We start from the raw sequence: 15,345 nt of genomic DNA, 5'->3' as shown, positions 1-15,345 counted from the left end.
GGCCAGCAGGTCAACGAGGGCGACCTCGTCGTCGTCCTCGAAGCGATGAAGATGGAGCAACCGCTCAACGCGCACCGCTCCGGCACCGTCAAGGGCCTGTCAGCCGAAGCCGGCGCCTCCCTCACCTCCGGCGCCGTGATCTGCGAAATCAAGAACTGACACAACGTCATGCACAGGCGTCGTGCGATGCGTCGCGTGCCGAACAGAACGAACTGTCCGAGCCCCGGTGGCCATTCCACTCCGAAGGAGAGAAACCTCATGCACAGCACCTTGATCGTGGCGCGGATGAACCCCGGATCGCATGCCGATGTCGCCAAACTCTTCGCCGACTTCGACGACACCCGGATGCCTCACCTCATGGGCACGCGACGCCGCCAGCTCTTCCACTACCAGGGGCTCTACTTCCATCTGCAGGACTTCGACGTGGACAACGGCGGCGAGCTCATCGAACGGGCCAAGACGGACGAACGCTTCATCAGGATCAGCGAAGACCTGAAGCCGTTCATCCAGGCGTACGACCCCGCGACATGGCGCTCGCCGGCCGACGCGATGGCGACCCGCTTCTACACCTGGGAGGCCTCCATATGAGCGGCCGTCGAGTCGTCATCACGGGCATCGAGGTTCTCGCACCCGGTGGCGCCGACAGGGAGGAGTTCTGGAACCTGATCAGCGAAGGCCGTACCGCTACGCGCAGGATCACCTTCTTCGACCCCAGCCCCTTCCGCTCCCAGGTGGCCGCCGAGATCGACTTCGACCCCGAGGCATACGGCCTGACACCGCAGGAAGTCAGGCGGATGGACCGGGCCGCCCAGTTCGCCGTGGTCGCCGCGCGCGGCGCCGTCGCCGACAGCGGCATCGACCTGAGCACGTTCGACCCGCACCGCGTGGGCGTCACCGTCGGCAGCGCGGTCGGCGCGACGATGGGGCTCGACCAGGAGTACCGGATCGTCAGCGACGGGGGCCGCCTCCACCTGGTGGACCACGAGTACGCCGTGCCGCACCTGTACAACTACCTGGTTCCCAGTTCCTTCGCGGCCGAGGTGGCCTGGGCGGTCGGCGCGGAAGGCCCGAGCACCGTGGTGTCGACCGGCTGCACCTCCGGCATCGACTCCGTCGGCTACGCGGTCGATCTGATCCGGGAGGGCTCGGCCGACATCATGATCGCCGGTTCCTCCGACGCCCCGATCTCCCCCATCACCATGGCGTGCTTCGACGCGATCAAGGCGACCACACCCCGGCACGACGACCCGGAGCACGCCTCACGGCCGTTCGACGGAACCCGCAACGGGTTCGTCCTCGGCGAGGGCGCCGCGGTGTTCGTCCTGGAAGAGCTGGAGAGCGCCCAGCAGCGAGGCGCCCACATCTACGCCGAGATCGCCGGCTACGCCACGCGCAGCAACGCGTACCACATGACCGGGCTGCGGCCCGACGGTGCGGAGATGGCCGAGGCGATCCGGGTGGCGCTCGACGAAGCACGGATGAACGTCGAGGTCATCGACTACATCAACGCCCACGGCTCCGGCACCAAGCAGAACGACCGGCACGAGACCGCGGCCTTCAAGAAGAGCCTGGGCGACCACGCCTACCGGACACCGGTGAGCTCCATCAAGTCGATGGTCGGTCACTCGCTGGGGGCCATCGGTTCCATCGAGATCGCCGCATCCGCCCTGGCCATGGAGAACAACGTGGTACCGCCCACGGCGAACCTGCACACACCGGACCCGGACTGCGACCTCGACTACGTACCCCTCACCGCCCGCGACCAGCTCACCGACGCGGTCCTGTCGGTGGGCAGCGGTTTCGGCGGATTCCAGAGCGCGATGGTGCTGGCCCGGCCGGAGAGGAGCATGGCATGACCACCTCGGTGGTGGTGACGGGACTGGGCGTGACCGCGCCCAACGGCCTGGGAACCCAGGACTACTGGACGGCGACGCTCGGCGGCAAGAGCGGCATCGGCCGCATCACCCGCTTCGCACCCGAGCAGTACCCGGCCAGGCTCGCGGGCGAGATCCCCGGATTCACGGCCGAGGAGCACCTGCCGAGCCGGCTGCTCCCCCAGACCGACCGGATGACCCGCCTCGCGCTGGTGGCCGCGGACTGGGCTCTGCGGGATGCGGGCGTACGCCCCGCGGAGCTCCCGGAGTTCGAGATGGGCGTGGTCACCGCGAGCTCCTCGGGCGGCTTCGAGTTCGGCCAGGGAGAACTGGAGAACCTGTGGAGCCGGGGCAGCCAGTACGTCAGCGCGTACCAGTCCTTCGCCTGGTTCTACGCGGTCAACAGCGGCCAGATCTCCATCCGGAACGGCATGAAGGGTCCCAGCAGCGTGGTCGTCACCGACCAGGCGGGCGGGCTCGACGCCGTGGCCCAGGCCCGCCGGCAGATCCGCAAGGGGACCGGCCTGATCGTCTCCGGTGCCGTCGACGCCTCGATCTGCCCCTGGGGCTGGGTCGCCCAGCTGGCAGGCGACCGGCTCAGCACCAGCGACGAGCCGACCCGCGCCTATCTGCCCTTCGACAGCGCGGCACGGGGACATGTGCCGGGCGAGGGCGGCGCGCTGCTCGTACTGGAGTCCGCCGAGTCGGCACTGACCCGTGGGGCGCGGATCTACGGAGAAATCGCAGGGTACGGCGCGACCTTCGACCCGAAGCCGGGCAGCGCACGCGGACCGGGCCTGCGCAGAGCGATTCAACTGGCCCTGGACGATGCGCGCGTGCGACCGGACGGGATCGACGTGGTGTTCGCGGACGCGGCGGCCGTCCCCGAACTCGACCGTGTCGAGGCTCAGGCGATCACCGATGTGTTCGGCGCCGGGGGCGTTCCCGTCACCGCCCCCAAGACCATGACCGGCCGTCTCTATTCGGGCGCCGCCCCCCTCGATCTGGCCGCCGCCTTCCTGGCCATGGGCGAGGGCGTGATACCGCCGACCGTGAACGTCGAACCGGCTCCCGAGTACGGCCTGGACCTGGTCGTCGACCGGCCCCGCGAGGCCGACGTACGAACGGCCCTCGTCCTGGCCCGGGGCCAGGGCGGGTTCAACTCGGCCGTCGTGGTCCGGGCCGACGACCGGTCCCAGCGCCGCGCCTGAGGGGCGGCGTGCTCACCGAGCACCCGGTGAACCAGTGCACACAAGGCACGACGAAGGAAAGGACCCCACGTGGAACCCCAGCAGTTCACCCTCGACGATCTCAAGCGCATCCTGCTCGAGGGCGCCGGCGCGGAAGAGGGCGTGGACCTCGACGGCGACATTCTCGACACGGGCTTCGAGGAACTCGGTTACGAGTCGCTCGCCCTGCTCGAGACGGGTGGCCGCATCGAGCGCGAGTACGGCATCACGCTCGACGACGACGCGCTCGCCGACACCCCCACGCCCCGGTCCCTGATCGAGGCCGTCAACGCCCAGCTGGCAGCGACCGCCGACGCCGTTGCCTGACCTCATGCTGCCGGCTGCCGGGATCCCCCACCCGGCAGTCGGCATCCGCCCGGCACCGTCCACCTGACAGGAGAGAGAAATGCCGCAGCAGGAGCAGCGGGTCGCCCTGGTCACCGGGGCCACCAGCGGGATCGGCCTGGCGACAGCACGGCGCCTGGCCGCACAGGGCCACCAGGTCTTCATCGGCGCCCGCGACGCCGACAACGTCGCCTCGACCGTCAAGCAGTTGCAGGAGGAAGGGCTGGGGGTCGACGGAACCGCCGTCGACGTCCGCTCCATCGAGGCGGTTCACGCGTTCGTCGTGGCCGCCGTGGACCGGTTCGGAACCATCGATGTCCTGGTCAACAATGCCGGCCGCAGTGGTGGCGGCGTCACCGCCGACATCGCCGACGAGCTGTGGCACGACGTCATCGACACCAACCTCAACAGTGTCTTCCGCACGACCCGTGAGGTACTCAACACCGGCGGCATGCGGGACAAGAGCTGGGGCCGGATCATCAGCATCGCCTCCACGGCCGGCAAGCAGGGCGTCGTCCTCGGTGCTCCGTACTCCGCGTCGAAGCACGGCGTCGTCGGTTTCACCAAGGCGCTCGGCAACGAGCTCGCCCCGACCGGGATCACCGTCAACGCCGTGTGCCCCGGGTACGTCGAGACCCCGATGGCGCAGCGGGTCCGCCAGGGGTACGCGGCCGCCTACGACACGAGCGAGGACGCGATCCTCGAGAAGTTCCGGGCGAAGATCCCGCTCGGACGTTACTCCACCCCCGACGAGGTCGCCGGAATGGTCGGTTATCTGGCCTCCGACACCGCCGCCTCCGTCACCGCCCAGGCGATCAACGTCTGCGGTGGCCTCGGCAATTTCTGAGCCTCGGCACGTTCTGATCCCGAACCCCCATCCCGGACGAGGAGTCCGATCATGTCGCAACCGGGCCTGCGCCAGGTCGAGCACGAGATCACCGTCTCGGCCCCCGCCGATTCCGTCTACCTGCTGATCGCCGACGTACAGAACTGGCCGCAGATCTTCCCGCCGACCATCTACGCCGACCACATCGAGAAGGGGGAGCGCGAGGAGCGCATACGCATCTGGGCCACCGCCAACGGCGAGGCCAAGAGCTGGTCCTCCCGTCGTCTGCTGGAGCCTTCGAAGCTCCGGATCAACTTCCAGCAGGAGGTCTCCGCCCCGCCGGTCGCCTCGATGGGCGGCGCGTGGGTCGTCGAGGCGCTGTCGGACAGCGAGTCCCGGGTGCGCCTGCTGCACGAGTTCCGGGCCGTCGACGACAGCGCGGAGGGGCTGGACTGGATCGACAAGGCAGTGGACCGCAACTCGCGCTCCGAGCTGGGCGCTCTGAAGCACAACGTCGAACTGGCCCATGCTTCACGCGAGTTGACCTTCTCGTTCGAGGACACGGTGCACATCGACGGCTCGGCCAAGGATGTTTACGACTTCATCAACGAGGCGCATCTGTGGTCCGAACGGCTGCCGCACGTGGTCAGGGTCCGTCTCGACGAGGACACCCCGGGCCTGCAGACCCTGGAGATGGACACCCGCGCCAAGGACGGCTCCACCCACACCACCAAGTCGTACCGGGTGACCTTCCCGCACCGGGGGATCGCCTACAAGCAGGTGACTCTCCCGGCCCTGATGACCCTGCACACCGGTTACTGGACCTTCGAGGAGAGCGACAGCGGCGTGGCTGCCCGCTCGCAGCACACGGTGGTACTGAACCCCGGGCACATCTCCCGGATCCTCGGTGCCGATGCCACCGTCGCTGATGCCCGGCAGTACGTCCACGGTGCGCTCAGCACCAACAGCAAAGCCACCTTGGCGCACGCCAAGGCCTACGCCGAGAAGTCCCGCTGACCATGTCCGTGGACAGCGAGGGCAGCGAGGGCAGCGAGGGCAGCGAGGGCAGCAAGGCCGGCGGGTACGGGCCGGGCAGCCCTGACCTGCCGCTCTCCCGCACGGCCCCGACGGCCCCGACGGCCCCGACGGCCCCGACAACCCTGGACACGCAGGTCGTCGTCGTCGGAGCAGGCCCGGTCGGTCTTTTCCTCGCCGGCGAACTGCGCCTCGGCGGGGCCGAGGTGACCGTACTCGAACGCCGGGAGACGCCCACCACGGAGTCGAGGGCCTCCACCCTGCACGCGCGCACCATGGAACTCTTCGACAGCCGCGGTCTGCTGCCGGCTCTCGGCACCCCGCCCGACGAGCCGCGAGGCCACTTCGGCGGCATCCCCATGGATCTGACGATGCCCAGCCGCTACCCGGGCCAGTGGAAGGTCCCGCAGACCCGGACCGAGGCGCTGCTGCAGGAGCGGGCGGTGGCGTCGGGGGCGCGGCTCATGCGCGGCTGGGAGCTGGTCGGACTGTCCGACCACGGCGCGTACGTGGAGGTGACGGCCAGGACCTCGACGGGCGTCCGGCGACTGCGGGCAGCGTATGTGGTCGGCTGCGACGGGGAGGAGAGCACCGTGCGCCGGCTGACGGGGGTCGCGTTCCCCGGTCAGCCGGCCCGCCGTGAGCTGCTGCGGGCGGACGTGGCGGGCGTCGACATTCCGGGCCGGCGCTTCGAGAGGCTGGACCGCGGGCTCGCCATCGCCGCCCGCCGCGCGGACGGTGTGACGCGGGTGATGGTGCACGAGTTCGGCAGGCCTGCGGAGCAGCGCACCGCCGCACCGGAGTTCGCCGAGGTCATCGACTGCTGGAAGCGGGTGACCGGCGAGGACCTCAGTGGCGGAACCCCGTTGTGGGTCAATGCCTTCGGCGATGCCAACCGGCAGCTGTCCCGCTACCGCCAGGGGCGCGTCCTGTTCGCCGGGGACGCCGCGCACCAGCAGATGCCGAGTGGTGGCCAGGCCCTCAATCTGGGCCTCCAGGACGCGGCCAATCTCGGCTGGAAGCTCGCGCTCCAGGTCGGTCCCAGACCTCCCAAAGGCCTGCTCGACAGCTACCACAGCGAACGGCACGAGGTCGGAAGCCGGGTACTGGCCAACATCCGGACGCAGACCGAGCTGCTGCTCGGTGGCGAAGAGGTCGAACCGGTACGTGCACTGCTCGGCGAGCTCATCACGTCGGACGCCACCCGCGAACACCTGGCCGGCCTGATCACCGGACTGGCCGTCCGCTACCCGGTCGGATACGGCACCCATCCGCTGCTCGGCTCCCGGCTCCCGCATCTGGAGCTGGACACACCGGAGGGAGCGGTCACCACGGCGGCTCTGCTGCGCTCCGGGCGGGGCGTCCTGCTCGACCTCGCCCCGGTGTCGAACGCGCATCTGCGGTGGCTGGCCAGGCTCTGGGCCGACCGTGTCACCACCGTCGTCGCCCGCGCCGACCCCGACGGTCCGCTGCGGGACATCGACGCCGTTCTGGTCCGGCCGGACGGCTACATCGCTTGGATCGGCTCCCAGCAGTACGGCGTACGCCGCGCTCTGGTGCGCTGGTTCGGCCCGCCCGAGCCGGGCCTCTAGGGCCGGTCCGGCGGATCAGTTCCCAGACGCGGAGGCCCGGCCTCCGGAGGCAGAAGAGAGAGGGAGAGTTGTGGATACGGATGTGATCGTTGCCGGCGCGGGCCCGACCGGTCTGATGCTCGCCGGGGAACTGCGCCTCGGCGGAGCCCGCGTCGTGGTGGTGGAGCGCCTGAGCGAACCCACCGGACAGTCCCGCGGGCTGGGTTTCACGGCGCGCGCCATGGAAGTGTTCGACCAGCGTGGTCTGCTGCCGAAGTTCGGCGGCCTGGAGACGAGTCCGTTGGGTCACTTCGGTGGTGTTCAGTTCGACTACACCGTCCTGGAGGACGCCCACTTCGGTGCCCGCGGTGTCCCGCAGTCCCTGACGGAAGCGGTTCTGGAGCAGTGGGCGACCGGCCTGGGGGTGGACATACGGCGCGGCTGGGAGCTCGTGGAGCTGACCGACGACGGCGACGGCGTCGAGATCACCGCGGTCACCGAGGCGGGCGGCCGGCGGCTGCGAGCCGCCTACCTCGTGGGCTGCGACGGCGGGCAGAGCACGGTCCGCAAGGCGGCGGGGTTCGGCTTCCCCGGGACCCCGGCCACCCGCACGATGTACCTCGCCGACGTCGTGGGCTGCGGCCTCCGCCCTCGCTTCCTGGGCGAGCGGCTGCCCGGCGGCATGGTGATGGCCGCTCCGCTGGGTGAGGGCGTGGACCGCATCATCGTCTGCCCGCACGGCACTCCGGCGGCCGAGCGCGCCGAGTCCGTGAGCTTCGGCGAGGTCGCCGACGCCTGGGAGCGCATCACCGGCGAGTCCATCCACGGTGGGGGCGCCGAGTGGGTCAGCTCGTTCACCGACGCGACCCGCCAGGTCGGCGCGTACCGCCGGGGGCGCGTGCTGCTCGCGGGGGACGCGGCCCACATCCATCTCCCGGCCGGAGGCCAGGGGTTGAGTACCGGCGTACAGGACGCGGTCAATCTCGGCTGGAAGCTCGCAGCCGTGATCCAGGGCTGGGCACCGGACGGTCTGCTGGACACGTACCACAGCGAGCGGCACCCGGTCGGCGCGCGGCTGCTGATGAACACCCGCGCCCAGGGCCAGGTGTTCCTCGGCGGCGTCGAGGCAGATCCGCTGCGCGAGCTGTTCACCGAGCTGATCGCCCTCGACGACGTCAAACGACATCTCGCCGGTGTCGTCAGCGGCCTCGACATCCGCTACGACGTCGGCCCCGGCGGCAACCCGCTGCTCGGGCGCCGCGTTCCGCCCCGCCGACTGCGCGGTGTGACGGGTGCGACCGGCACGATGCAGCTGCTGCACCGGGCTCAGGGCGTGCTGCTCGACCTCACCGACGACGCCGGGGTGCGGGCCACCGCGGCGGGCTGGAAGGACCGTGTCGTCGTCGCGACCGCGGCGCCGGAGGCGGACGGTGCCTTCGCGGGGACGCGGGCGCTGCTGGTCCGGCCCGACGGATACGTGGTCTGGGCGGCTGCCGGTCCGGCCGACGACTCGCCGAGCGGCCCGTCCGGCGATCCCGACGGGCTGGAGGCGGCGCTGCGACGCTGGTTCGGCGCGCCGGTGGCGGTCTAGCGCCGATGGCCACGGCGACACAGGCTCTGTCCCACCGGGTACGCCCCATCGCCCTGGACGCGGCCGGTACCACGCTGTCCGCCCTCCTCCACGAGCCGGAGCACATGCCCGCGCGTGCGACCGTGGTGGCCCTGCACGGGGCGGGCATGAGCGCCGGGTACTTCGACGGCCGGGCTCATCCCGATCTTTCGCTGCTCACGCTCGGCGCCCGGCTCGGCTTCACGGTCCTCGCGGTGGACCGTCCGGGCTACGGGCACTCCGCCGCCCTGCTCCGCGAGGGCCAGACCCTCGCGGAGCAGGCCCGCACGCTACGCGCGGCGCTGGAGGACTTCAGCTCCCGGTACGCCACGGGCCAGGGCCTGTATCTGCTCGCCCACTCCTTCGGCGGCAAACTCGCCCTGACCGGCGCGGCGGACGAGTCCTGGCCCCGTCTGCTCGGCCTCGACATCTCGGGTTGCGGCCATCGGTACGCCGTACGGCCGGAAGAGCTGCCCGACGCACTCGTACGCACGCACTGGAAGCGGCACTGGGGCCGGCTGGATCTCTATCCGCCCGACACGTTCCGGTCCAGCAGCGCGCTGGTCGCCCCCGTGCCGCCACGTGAGCGGTGGGCCGCCGAGCGCTGGCCGGAGGCGTTCGACGAACTCGCGCCGCGGATCCAGGCGCCCGTCCGGTTCACCTTCGCCGAGCACGAGCACTGGTGGTGCCACGACCGTCCCGCCCTCGCCGACCTCACGGCGAGGCTGACGTCCGCACCGCGCACGATCGTCGACCGGCAGCCGGACGCCGGCCACAACATCAGCCTGGGCTGGGCAGCGCGCTCGTACCATCTGCGGGCTCTCGGCTTCCTGGAGGAATGCCTGCTGCGGCGGGACGGAACGTGACCCCCGGGTTCCTGCGCAGGACCGGGTTCGTGCGCAAGACGTTCGCCCTCACCCTCCGCTCCCTGTCCGTGCGCAACTTCCGGCTCTTCGCGACCGGGCAGATCGCGTCCGTGACGGGTACCTGGATGATGGTCGTGGCCCAGGACTGGCTCGTCCTGGAGCTGACCGGGGATTCGAGCGCGGCCCTGGCCACGGTGACCGCCATGCAGTTCACTCCCCTGCTCCTGCTCACCCTGTACGGCGGAGGGCTTGCGGACCGCCATGACAAGCGCGCCCTGCTCACCGCCGCCAACCTCGTCTCCGGGCTGCTCGCCCTCGCGCTCGCGCTGCTGGTCCTCACCGGCACGGCCGGGCTGTGGCATCTGTACGGGTTCGCGCTGGCTCTCGGCATCGTCAACGCGGTGGAGGTCCCGACCCGGATGGCCTTCATCAGCGAGCTCGTCGGCGCCGAGCTGCTGCCCAACGCCTCGGCCCTGAGCGCCGCGTACTTCAATGTCGCCCGGGTCCTCGGCCCGGCCCTGGCCGGGCTGCTCATCAGCGTGGCCGGCACCGGACCGGTCATGCTGCTCAACGCGGCGAGCTATCTGGCGACGGTCGCGGGGCTGCGCGGAATGCGGGTGGCTGAACTACGGCGAAGCACACGCCCTGCCACACACCTCCGCGTCGTCGACGGGCTGACGCATCTGAGGACCCGGCCGGACCTTGTGCTGACGCTCGCCCTCGTGGCGGTGGTCGGTCTGTTCGGCCTCAACCTGCAACTCACCCTGCCGCTCATGGCAAAGACGGTGTTCCGCACCGACGCGGCCTCCTTCGGCCTGCTCACCACCGCGCTCGCCGCGGGTTCGCTGCTCGCGGCCTTCGCGGGCACCGCCCGGCGGGGCCGCCCGTCCGCCCGCGCGGTGACGGCTTCCGCCTGCGCGTTCGGCCTTCTCGAGACGGCGGCCGGATGGGCGCCCGGCTTCGCGTCGGCGCTGGTGCTCCTGGCCCTCACCGGCTTCGCCTCGATGTACTTCGCGCAGGCCGCCAACCACCGGATCCAGCTCGGCAGCGATCCCCGGTACCGGGGCCGGGTCATGGCCCTCTACACGCTGATCCTGCAGGGCTCGGTGCCGCTCGGCGCGCTCTTCGTCGGCCTGCTGGCCGAGCACCTGGGCGCGCGCTCCGGGCTCTACGTGGGCGGCCTGATCTCGCTGACGGCGGCCCTCGCCGCCGCAGCGGCCGACCGCCCCCGGACAGGCCCCAGGCACAAGCGCACCGCCTCGGCGCCGGCGGACGTGCACGTCCCGCCCCGGTCGACCGCGGGAAGCCCGCCATGACGACCCTCACCGCTCTCGCGGTCGGGGCCGCGGAGCTGCATCTGTGGCTGCTGCGTCCTCCGGGCTCGGTACGCGAGCTGCCCACCGGTGAACTCGACGCGAACGAGACACGACGGGCCGCCGCGCTCCGCAGGACGTCCGACCGGCTGCTGTACGTGGCGGCACACATCGGGCTGCGCCGGATCATGGCCGCGTACACGGGAATCGCTCCGGCCCGGCTGTCCCTGGGCCGGGAGCCCTGCCCCGGCTGCGGTGCCCCGCACGGCCGCCCCGTCCTTCGCGACGCGCCGGGCGCGCCGCAGTTCTCGCTCTCGCACAGCCACGGCCTGGCCCTGATCGCGGTGGCGGCCGTCCGGGTCGGGGCCGACGTCCAGAAGGTCCCGTCGACGCAGACCACCGAACTGTGCCTGCCTGCGTTGCATCCGGCGGAACGGCTCGAACTGCGCCGGCTTCCGGCGCAGGACCGGAACGTGGCCTTCGCGCGGCTGTGGGTGCGCAAGGAGGCGTATCTGAAGGGGCTCGGCACCGGACTCACTCGCGGGGCCGGCACCGACTACCTGGGCGAGTACTCGGCCGGCGAACGGCCACCGGGCTGGCTGGTGCGCAATCTGCCCGCGGGCCCGGGTCATGTCGCCGCGGCCGCGCTGCCCCTCGACGAGGACTGCCTCGCGGTCATCCGCTCACTGCCCGCCGACTGGCTGCACGCCAAGGACCCGGCCGGCCGTATCGCCGGCGCGGGGGCTTGGGCGCGGACGGTGTTGCGGGTGCACGAGCCGCGGCCGGCACACGGCCGGACATGAGAACCGAGAGAGCGAGAGTGACGAGAGGGAGAGGGAACACCATGACCGGCACGCATGCTCCGGCCCAGTCCCTGGACCGGCTCGACGAGTTGAGGAAGATCAAGGATCTGGTCCTTGCGGGACCCGATCCGAGGGCCACCGAGCGCCAGCACACGAAGGGCAAGCTGACCGCGCGTGAGCGTATCGAACTGCTGCTGGACGAAGGGAGCTTCACCGAGGTCGAGGCGCTGCGGCGGCACCGGGCGACCGGCTTCGGCCTCGAATCGAAGAGGCCCTACACGGACGGTGTGATCACGGGCTGGGGCACCGTCGAAGGACGCACGGTCTTCGTGTACGCGCACGACTTCCGGATCTTCGGTGGTGCGCTGGGCGAAGCGCATGCCCAGAAGATCCACAAACTGATGGACATGGCCATCGCAGCGGGCGCACCGCTCGTCTCGCTCAACGACGGCGCCGGCGCGCGCATTCAGGAGGGAGTGAGCGCCCTCGCCGGATACGGCGGCATCTTCCAGCGCAACACCAAGGCGTCCGGCGTCATCCCGCAGATCTCGGTGATGCTCGGGCCGTGCGCGGGCGGTGCGGCCTACAGCCCGGCCCTGACGGACTTCGTCTTCGCCGTACGGGACATCTCACAGATGTTCATCACCGGCCCGGACGTGGTCAGGGCGGTCACGGGCGAGGAGATCACCCAGAACGGCCTGGGCGGCGCCGATGTGCACGCGGGTGTCTCCGGAGTGGCCCACTTCGTCTACGACGACGAGGAGACGTGCCTCGCCGAGGTGCGTTATCTGCTCTCCCTTCTGCCTTCCAACAACCGTGAACTGCCGCCGGCCGTACCGAGCGGCGATCCGGCCGACCGGTCCGGTGACGCCCTGCTCGACCTCGTCCCGGTCGACGGCAACCGCCCGTACGACATGCTGGAGGTGATCGAGGAGATCGTCGACAACGGTGACGTCATGGAGGTCCACGCCACGTGGGCCACCAACATCATTTGTGCGCTGGCCCGCCTCGACGGCCATGTGGTCGGCATCGTCGCCAACCAGCCGCAGTCGCTGGCCGGGGTCCTGGACATCAAGGCGAGCGAGAAGGGCGCGCGGTTCGTGCAGTTCTGCGACTCGTTCAACATCCCGCTGGTCACTCTGGTCGACGTACCGGGCTTCCTGCCGGGCATCGACCAGGAGCACGAGGGCATCATCCGGCGCGGCGCGAAGCTGCTGTACGCGTACTGCAACGCCACGGTGCCCCGTGTCTCGGTGGTCCTCCGCAAGGCGTACGGAGGCGCGTACATCGTCATGGACTCCCGGTCCATCGGCGCGGACATCGCGCTTGCCTGGCCCACCAACGAGATCGCCGTGATGGGCGCCGAGGGCGCGGCCAACGTGGTCTTCCGCCGTGAGATCGCGGCGGCCGACGACCCCGGGGCCATGCGCCGGGACAGGGTCGAGGAGTACAGAAGCGAGCTGGTCCACCCCTACTACGCGGCCGAACGAGGGCTCGTCGACGACGTCATCGACCCGCGCGACACACGGCGGGTGCTCAGCCGCGCCGTGGCCATGCTCGGCGCCAAGTCCGCCGCCCTGCCGAGCCGCAAGCACGGCAATCCGCCCCAGTAGGCCCCGCGGAGAGCCGCTACCGCCGCCTCGGCCGGTGCCGGCGAGGTGAACGGCGGGGTGTCCACGACGCCCCGTCGCCCACCCTGCGGTCCCCCGCGCGACGGTGCGACCGCGGCCGATGCCTCCGACCAGGTGCGAAGGGCCGGTCCCCGCCGTCCCGGGAGTGGCCGGCCGGTGGTGCTTTTCTGCTACGGGGCATCAGATCGCCCAATTCCGTTTGATACCCAGGGTTTACATCGGTTTGGCCTGCCGGGCAGGTGGTACTTGCTATTCTGTTACTCACCGGTAGCAAGCTGCACGGGGGCGCGAGGGTCGGTGGGGGCCTCGCCACGCCCCTCGGGTGGGTGGTCGAGACGGCGGGTCTGGCAAGGAAGCCAGGCCGCCACGGCTTTCTGCGCGTACGCACCACGCGGCCCTCGAACTCCCGTTTCCTCGCCCACCTATCCAGACAGGTGAGACTCGTCACATGGCTCGTTCCCTGGTCGACTTACTGACCACGCACGCCGCGCAACAGCCCGACCGGACCGCGTACCGCTACCTCGTCACCGGCGACTGCGACGGAGAGGTCCAGGACATCTCGTACGGGCGGCTGGCCCGCCGGTCCCAGGCCATCGCCGCCTGGCTGCAGGAGCACGGCCTGGCCGGTTCCCGCGCCATGCTGTTGTACCCGCCCGGCCTCGAGTTCATCTGTGGCTACCTGGGCTGTCTCTCGGCCGGGGTCGTCGCCGTGCCGGGCGTGCCCCCGCAAGGGCGATCGCAGATCCACCGCGCCCTGACCCGGATGAAGCGCCTCATCGCCGACGCGGACGCCAAGGTGATCCTGGGCGGCCGTGAGGTGATCTCCACCCTGGGCACCATGGCGGAGCACCTGCCCGAACTGGACGGGATCACCTGCGTCGCCACCGAGGACATCCCCGACGAGGCGGCCGGTTCCTGGCGCGAACCCGGCCTCATCGCCGACTCGGTCGCCTTCCTCCAGTACACCTCCGGCTCCACCGCCGCCCCCCGCGGCGTGATGGTGACCCACGGGAACCTGCTGGACAACGAGCGGGTCATCACGGAGCGGATGGGCCACACCCCGGACGCGATCGCGGAGTACGACCACGAACTGTTCGTCAGCTGGCTGCCCGTGTACCACGACATGGGCCTCATCGGCCCGGTCCTGAACACGCTCTACCTCGGCGCGACCGCCACTCTCTTCTCGCCGCTGCACTTCCTGCAGCAGCCCCAGCGCTGGCTGACCGCCCTCAGTCGCTACCGCCCGCACACCAGCGGCGGCCCCAACTTCGCCTACGAGCTGTGTCTGAAGCACGCCACGCCCGACTTGCTCGACGGCCTCGATCTGAGCCGGTGGGAGGTCGCGTTCAACGGCGCCGAACCGGTGCGGGCCGCCACCCTTCGGCGGTTCACCGCGACCTTCGGCGCGGCCGGCTTCCGCCCCGAGGCCCTCTACCCGTGCTACGGCCTGGCCGAGGCCACCCTGATGGTCACCGGCAGCTCGGTGGAGGCCCCGGCCACCCTGATCGAGGCCGCCGGGACCGGGCCGCACGCCGGCGCGGCGGACGCTGCGGCGGTCGGCTCCGGCCGGCCCGGCCCCGGCGTGACCGTGGTGATCGCCGACCCCGAGCGGCAGGAGGAGCTGCCCGAGGGCGAGGTCGGCGAGATCTGGGTCGGCGGCGCGAGCGTCGCCAAGGGCTACTGGCGCAACGCTGTCGCCACCCGCGAGACCTTCCGGGCCACCCTCAAGGGCCCCGAGGCCGACAACGTCCGCTTTCTGCGGACCGGCGACCTCGGATTCCTGCGTGACGGCGAACTGTTCGTCACCGGACGCCTCAAGGACCTGATGGTCATCGACGGGCGCAACCACTACCCGCAGGACCTGGAGCTGTCCGCCGAGATGTCCCACCCGGCGCTGCGGCCGGGCTGCACCGCCGCGTTCTCCGTGGACAGCGGAGTCGAGGGCGAGCAGACCGTCATCGTCGCCGAGACGGACCCGGACGCGCCGGGCGGGTCCGAGGAGATCACCGACCTGATCCGCAGCGCGATCGGCGAGGCCCACGGACTGTCGGTGCACGACGTCGTGCTGGTCCACCCCGGCACCATCCCCAAGACGTCCAGCGGGAAGATCCAGCGCGGGGCCTCCCGGGCGGCGTACCTCGACGGCGCCCTCTCCGTGGTCGGAGCGGCCGCCACGGGATGACATCGCCCGCCGTCGACGCGATCGTCCGCGTCGGCGGCGGCACGACGGCCGTACGGGGCAC

Annotated in this window: 14 protein-coding genes; all 14 read left to right on the top strand. The window is 70.9% G+C overall.

Annotated features, from left to right (window positions below):
• Positions 1–159 (top strand): acyl-CoA carboxylase biotin carboxyl carrier protein subunit (locus tag AC0699_RS23300; protein ID WP_478663354.1); only part of this gene is annotated, 159 nt, incomplete at its 5' end.
• A 99-nt stretch (positions 160–258) separates the two neighbouring features.
• On the top strand, positions 259–588 hold the full coding sequence (locus AC0699_RS23295) for a TcmI family type II polyketide cyclase (RefSeq protein WP_469772291.1): 330 nt from the start codon (positions 259–261) through the stop codon (positions 586–588).
• Positions 585–1,856 carry a beta-ketoacyl-[acyl-carrier-protein] synthase family protein gene (locus AC0699_RS23290; RefSeq protein WP_478663345.1) on the top strand — a complete coding sequence of 424 codons (1,272 nt, stop codon included), beginning with the start codon at positions 585–587 and terminating at the stop codon, positions 1,854–1,856. The genes AC0699_RS23295 and AC0699_RS23290 overlap by 4 nt, the downstream gene beginning before the upstream one ends.
• On the top strand, positions 1,853–3,085 hold the full coding sequence (locus tag AC0699_RS23285) for a ketosynthase chain-length factor (RefSeq protein WP_478663343.1): 1,233 nt from the start codon (positions 1,853–1,855) through the stop codon (positions 3,083–3,085). The genes AC0699_RS23290 and AC0699_RS23285 overlap by 4 nt, the downstream gene beginning before the upstream one ends.
• A gap of 69 nt (positions 3,086–3,154) precedes the next feature.
• Positions 3,155–3,430, top strand: a complete 276-nt coding sequence (locus AC0699_RS23280; RefSeq protein WP_453662738.1) for an acyl carrier protein — start codon at positions 3,155–3,157, stop codon at positions 3,428–3,430.
• A gap of 79 nt (positions 3,431–3,509) precedes the next feature.
• Entirely contained in the window at positions 3,510–4,295 is a 786-nt protein-coding gene (fabG, locus tag AC0699_RS23275) for a 3-oxoacyl-ACP reductase FabG (protein WP_478663339.1), read from the top strand.
• Between the two features lie 51 nt (positions 4,296–4,346).
• The gene (locus AC0699_RS23270) at positions 4,347–5,291 is read left to right on the top strand and encodes an aromatase/cyclase (RefSeq protein ID WP_478663337.1); all 945 of its coding nucleotides are present in this window, start codon (positions 4,347–4,349) and stop codon (positions 5,289–5,291) included.
• A 2-nt stretch (positions 5,292–5,293) separates the two neighbouring features.
• Positions 5,294–6,901, top strand: a complete 1,608-nt coding sequence (locus tag AC0699_RS23265) for an FAD-dependent monooxygenase (RefSeq protein ID WP_478663335.1) — start codon at positions 5,294–5,296, stop codon at positions 6,899–6,901.
• A 70-nt stretch (positions 6,902–6,971) separates the two neighbouring features.
• Complete coding sequence (locus AC0699_RS23260; protein WP_478663333.1) at positions 6,972–8,471, top strand: FAD-dependent monooxygenase; 1,500 nt, start codon at positions 6,972–6,974, stop codon at positions 8,469–8,471.
• 5 nt (positions 8,472–8,476) lie between these two features.
• Complete coding sequence (locus AC0699_RS23255) at positions 8,477–9,355, top strand: alpha/beta fold hydrolase (RefSeq protein WP_478663331.1); 879 nt, start codon at positions 8,477–8,479, stop codon at positions 9,353–9,355.
• A complete protein-coding gene (locus tag AC0699_RS23250; RefSeq protein ID WP_478663329.1) occupies positions 9,352–10,671 on the top strand; it encodes an MFS transporter in 1,320 nt (439 codons plus the stop codon). Before AC0699_RS23255 ends, AC0699_RS23250 begins: the two co-directional genes overlap by 4 nt.
• A complete protein-coding gene (locus AC0699_RS23245) occupies positions 10,668–11,471 on the top strand; it encodes a 4'-phosphopantetheinyl transferase family protein (RefSeq protein WP_478663327.1) in 804 nt (267 codons plus the stop codon). Before AC0699_RS23250 ends, AC0699_RS23245 begins: the two co-directional genes overlap by 4 nt.
• Positions 11,472–11,512: 41 nt before the next feature.
• A complete protein-coding gene (locus tag AC0699_RS23240; RefSeq protein WP_478663324.1) occupies positions 11,513–13,084 on the top strand; it encodes an acyl-CoA carboxylase subunit beta in 1,572 nt (523 codons plus the stop codon).
• Between the two features lie 466 nt (positions 13,085–13,550).
• Positions 13,551–15,284, top strand: a complete 1,734-nt coding sequence (locus AC0699_RS23235; RefSeq protein ID WP_478663321.1) for a fatty acyl-AMP ligase — start codon at positions 13,551–13,553, stop codon at positions 15,282–15,284.
• The last annotated feature ends 61 nt before the right edge of the window (positions 15,285–15,345 follow it).

This window comes from Streptomyces sp. NPDC043870, from assembly GCF_056435785.1.
The sequence above is the reverse complement of the archived record's forward strand: the minus strand, read 5'-3'. Positions and strand labels throughout refer to the sequence as shown.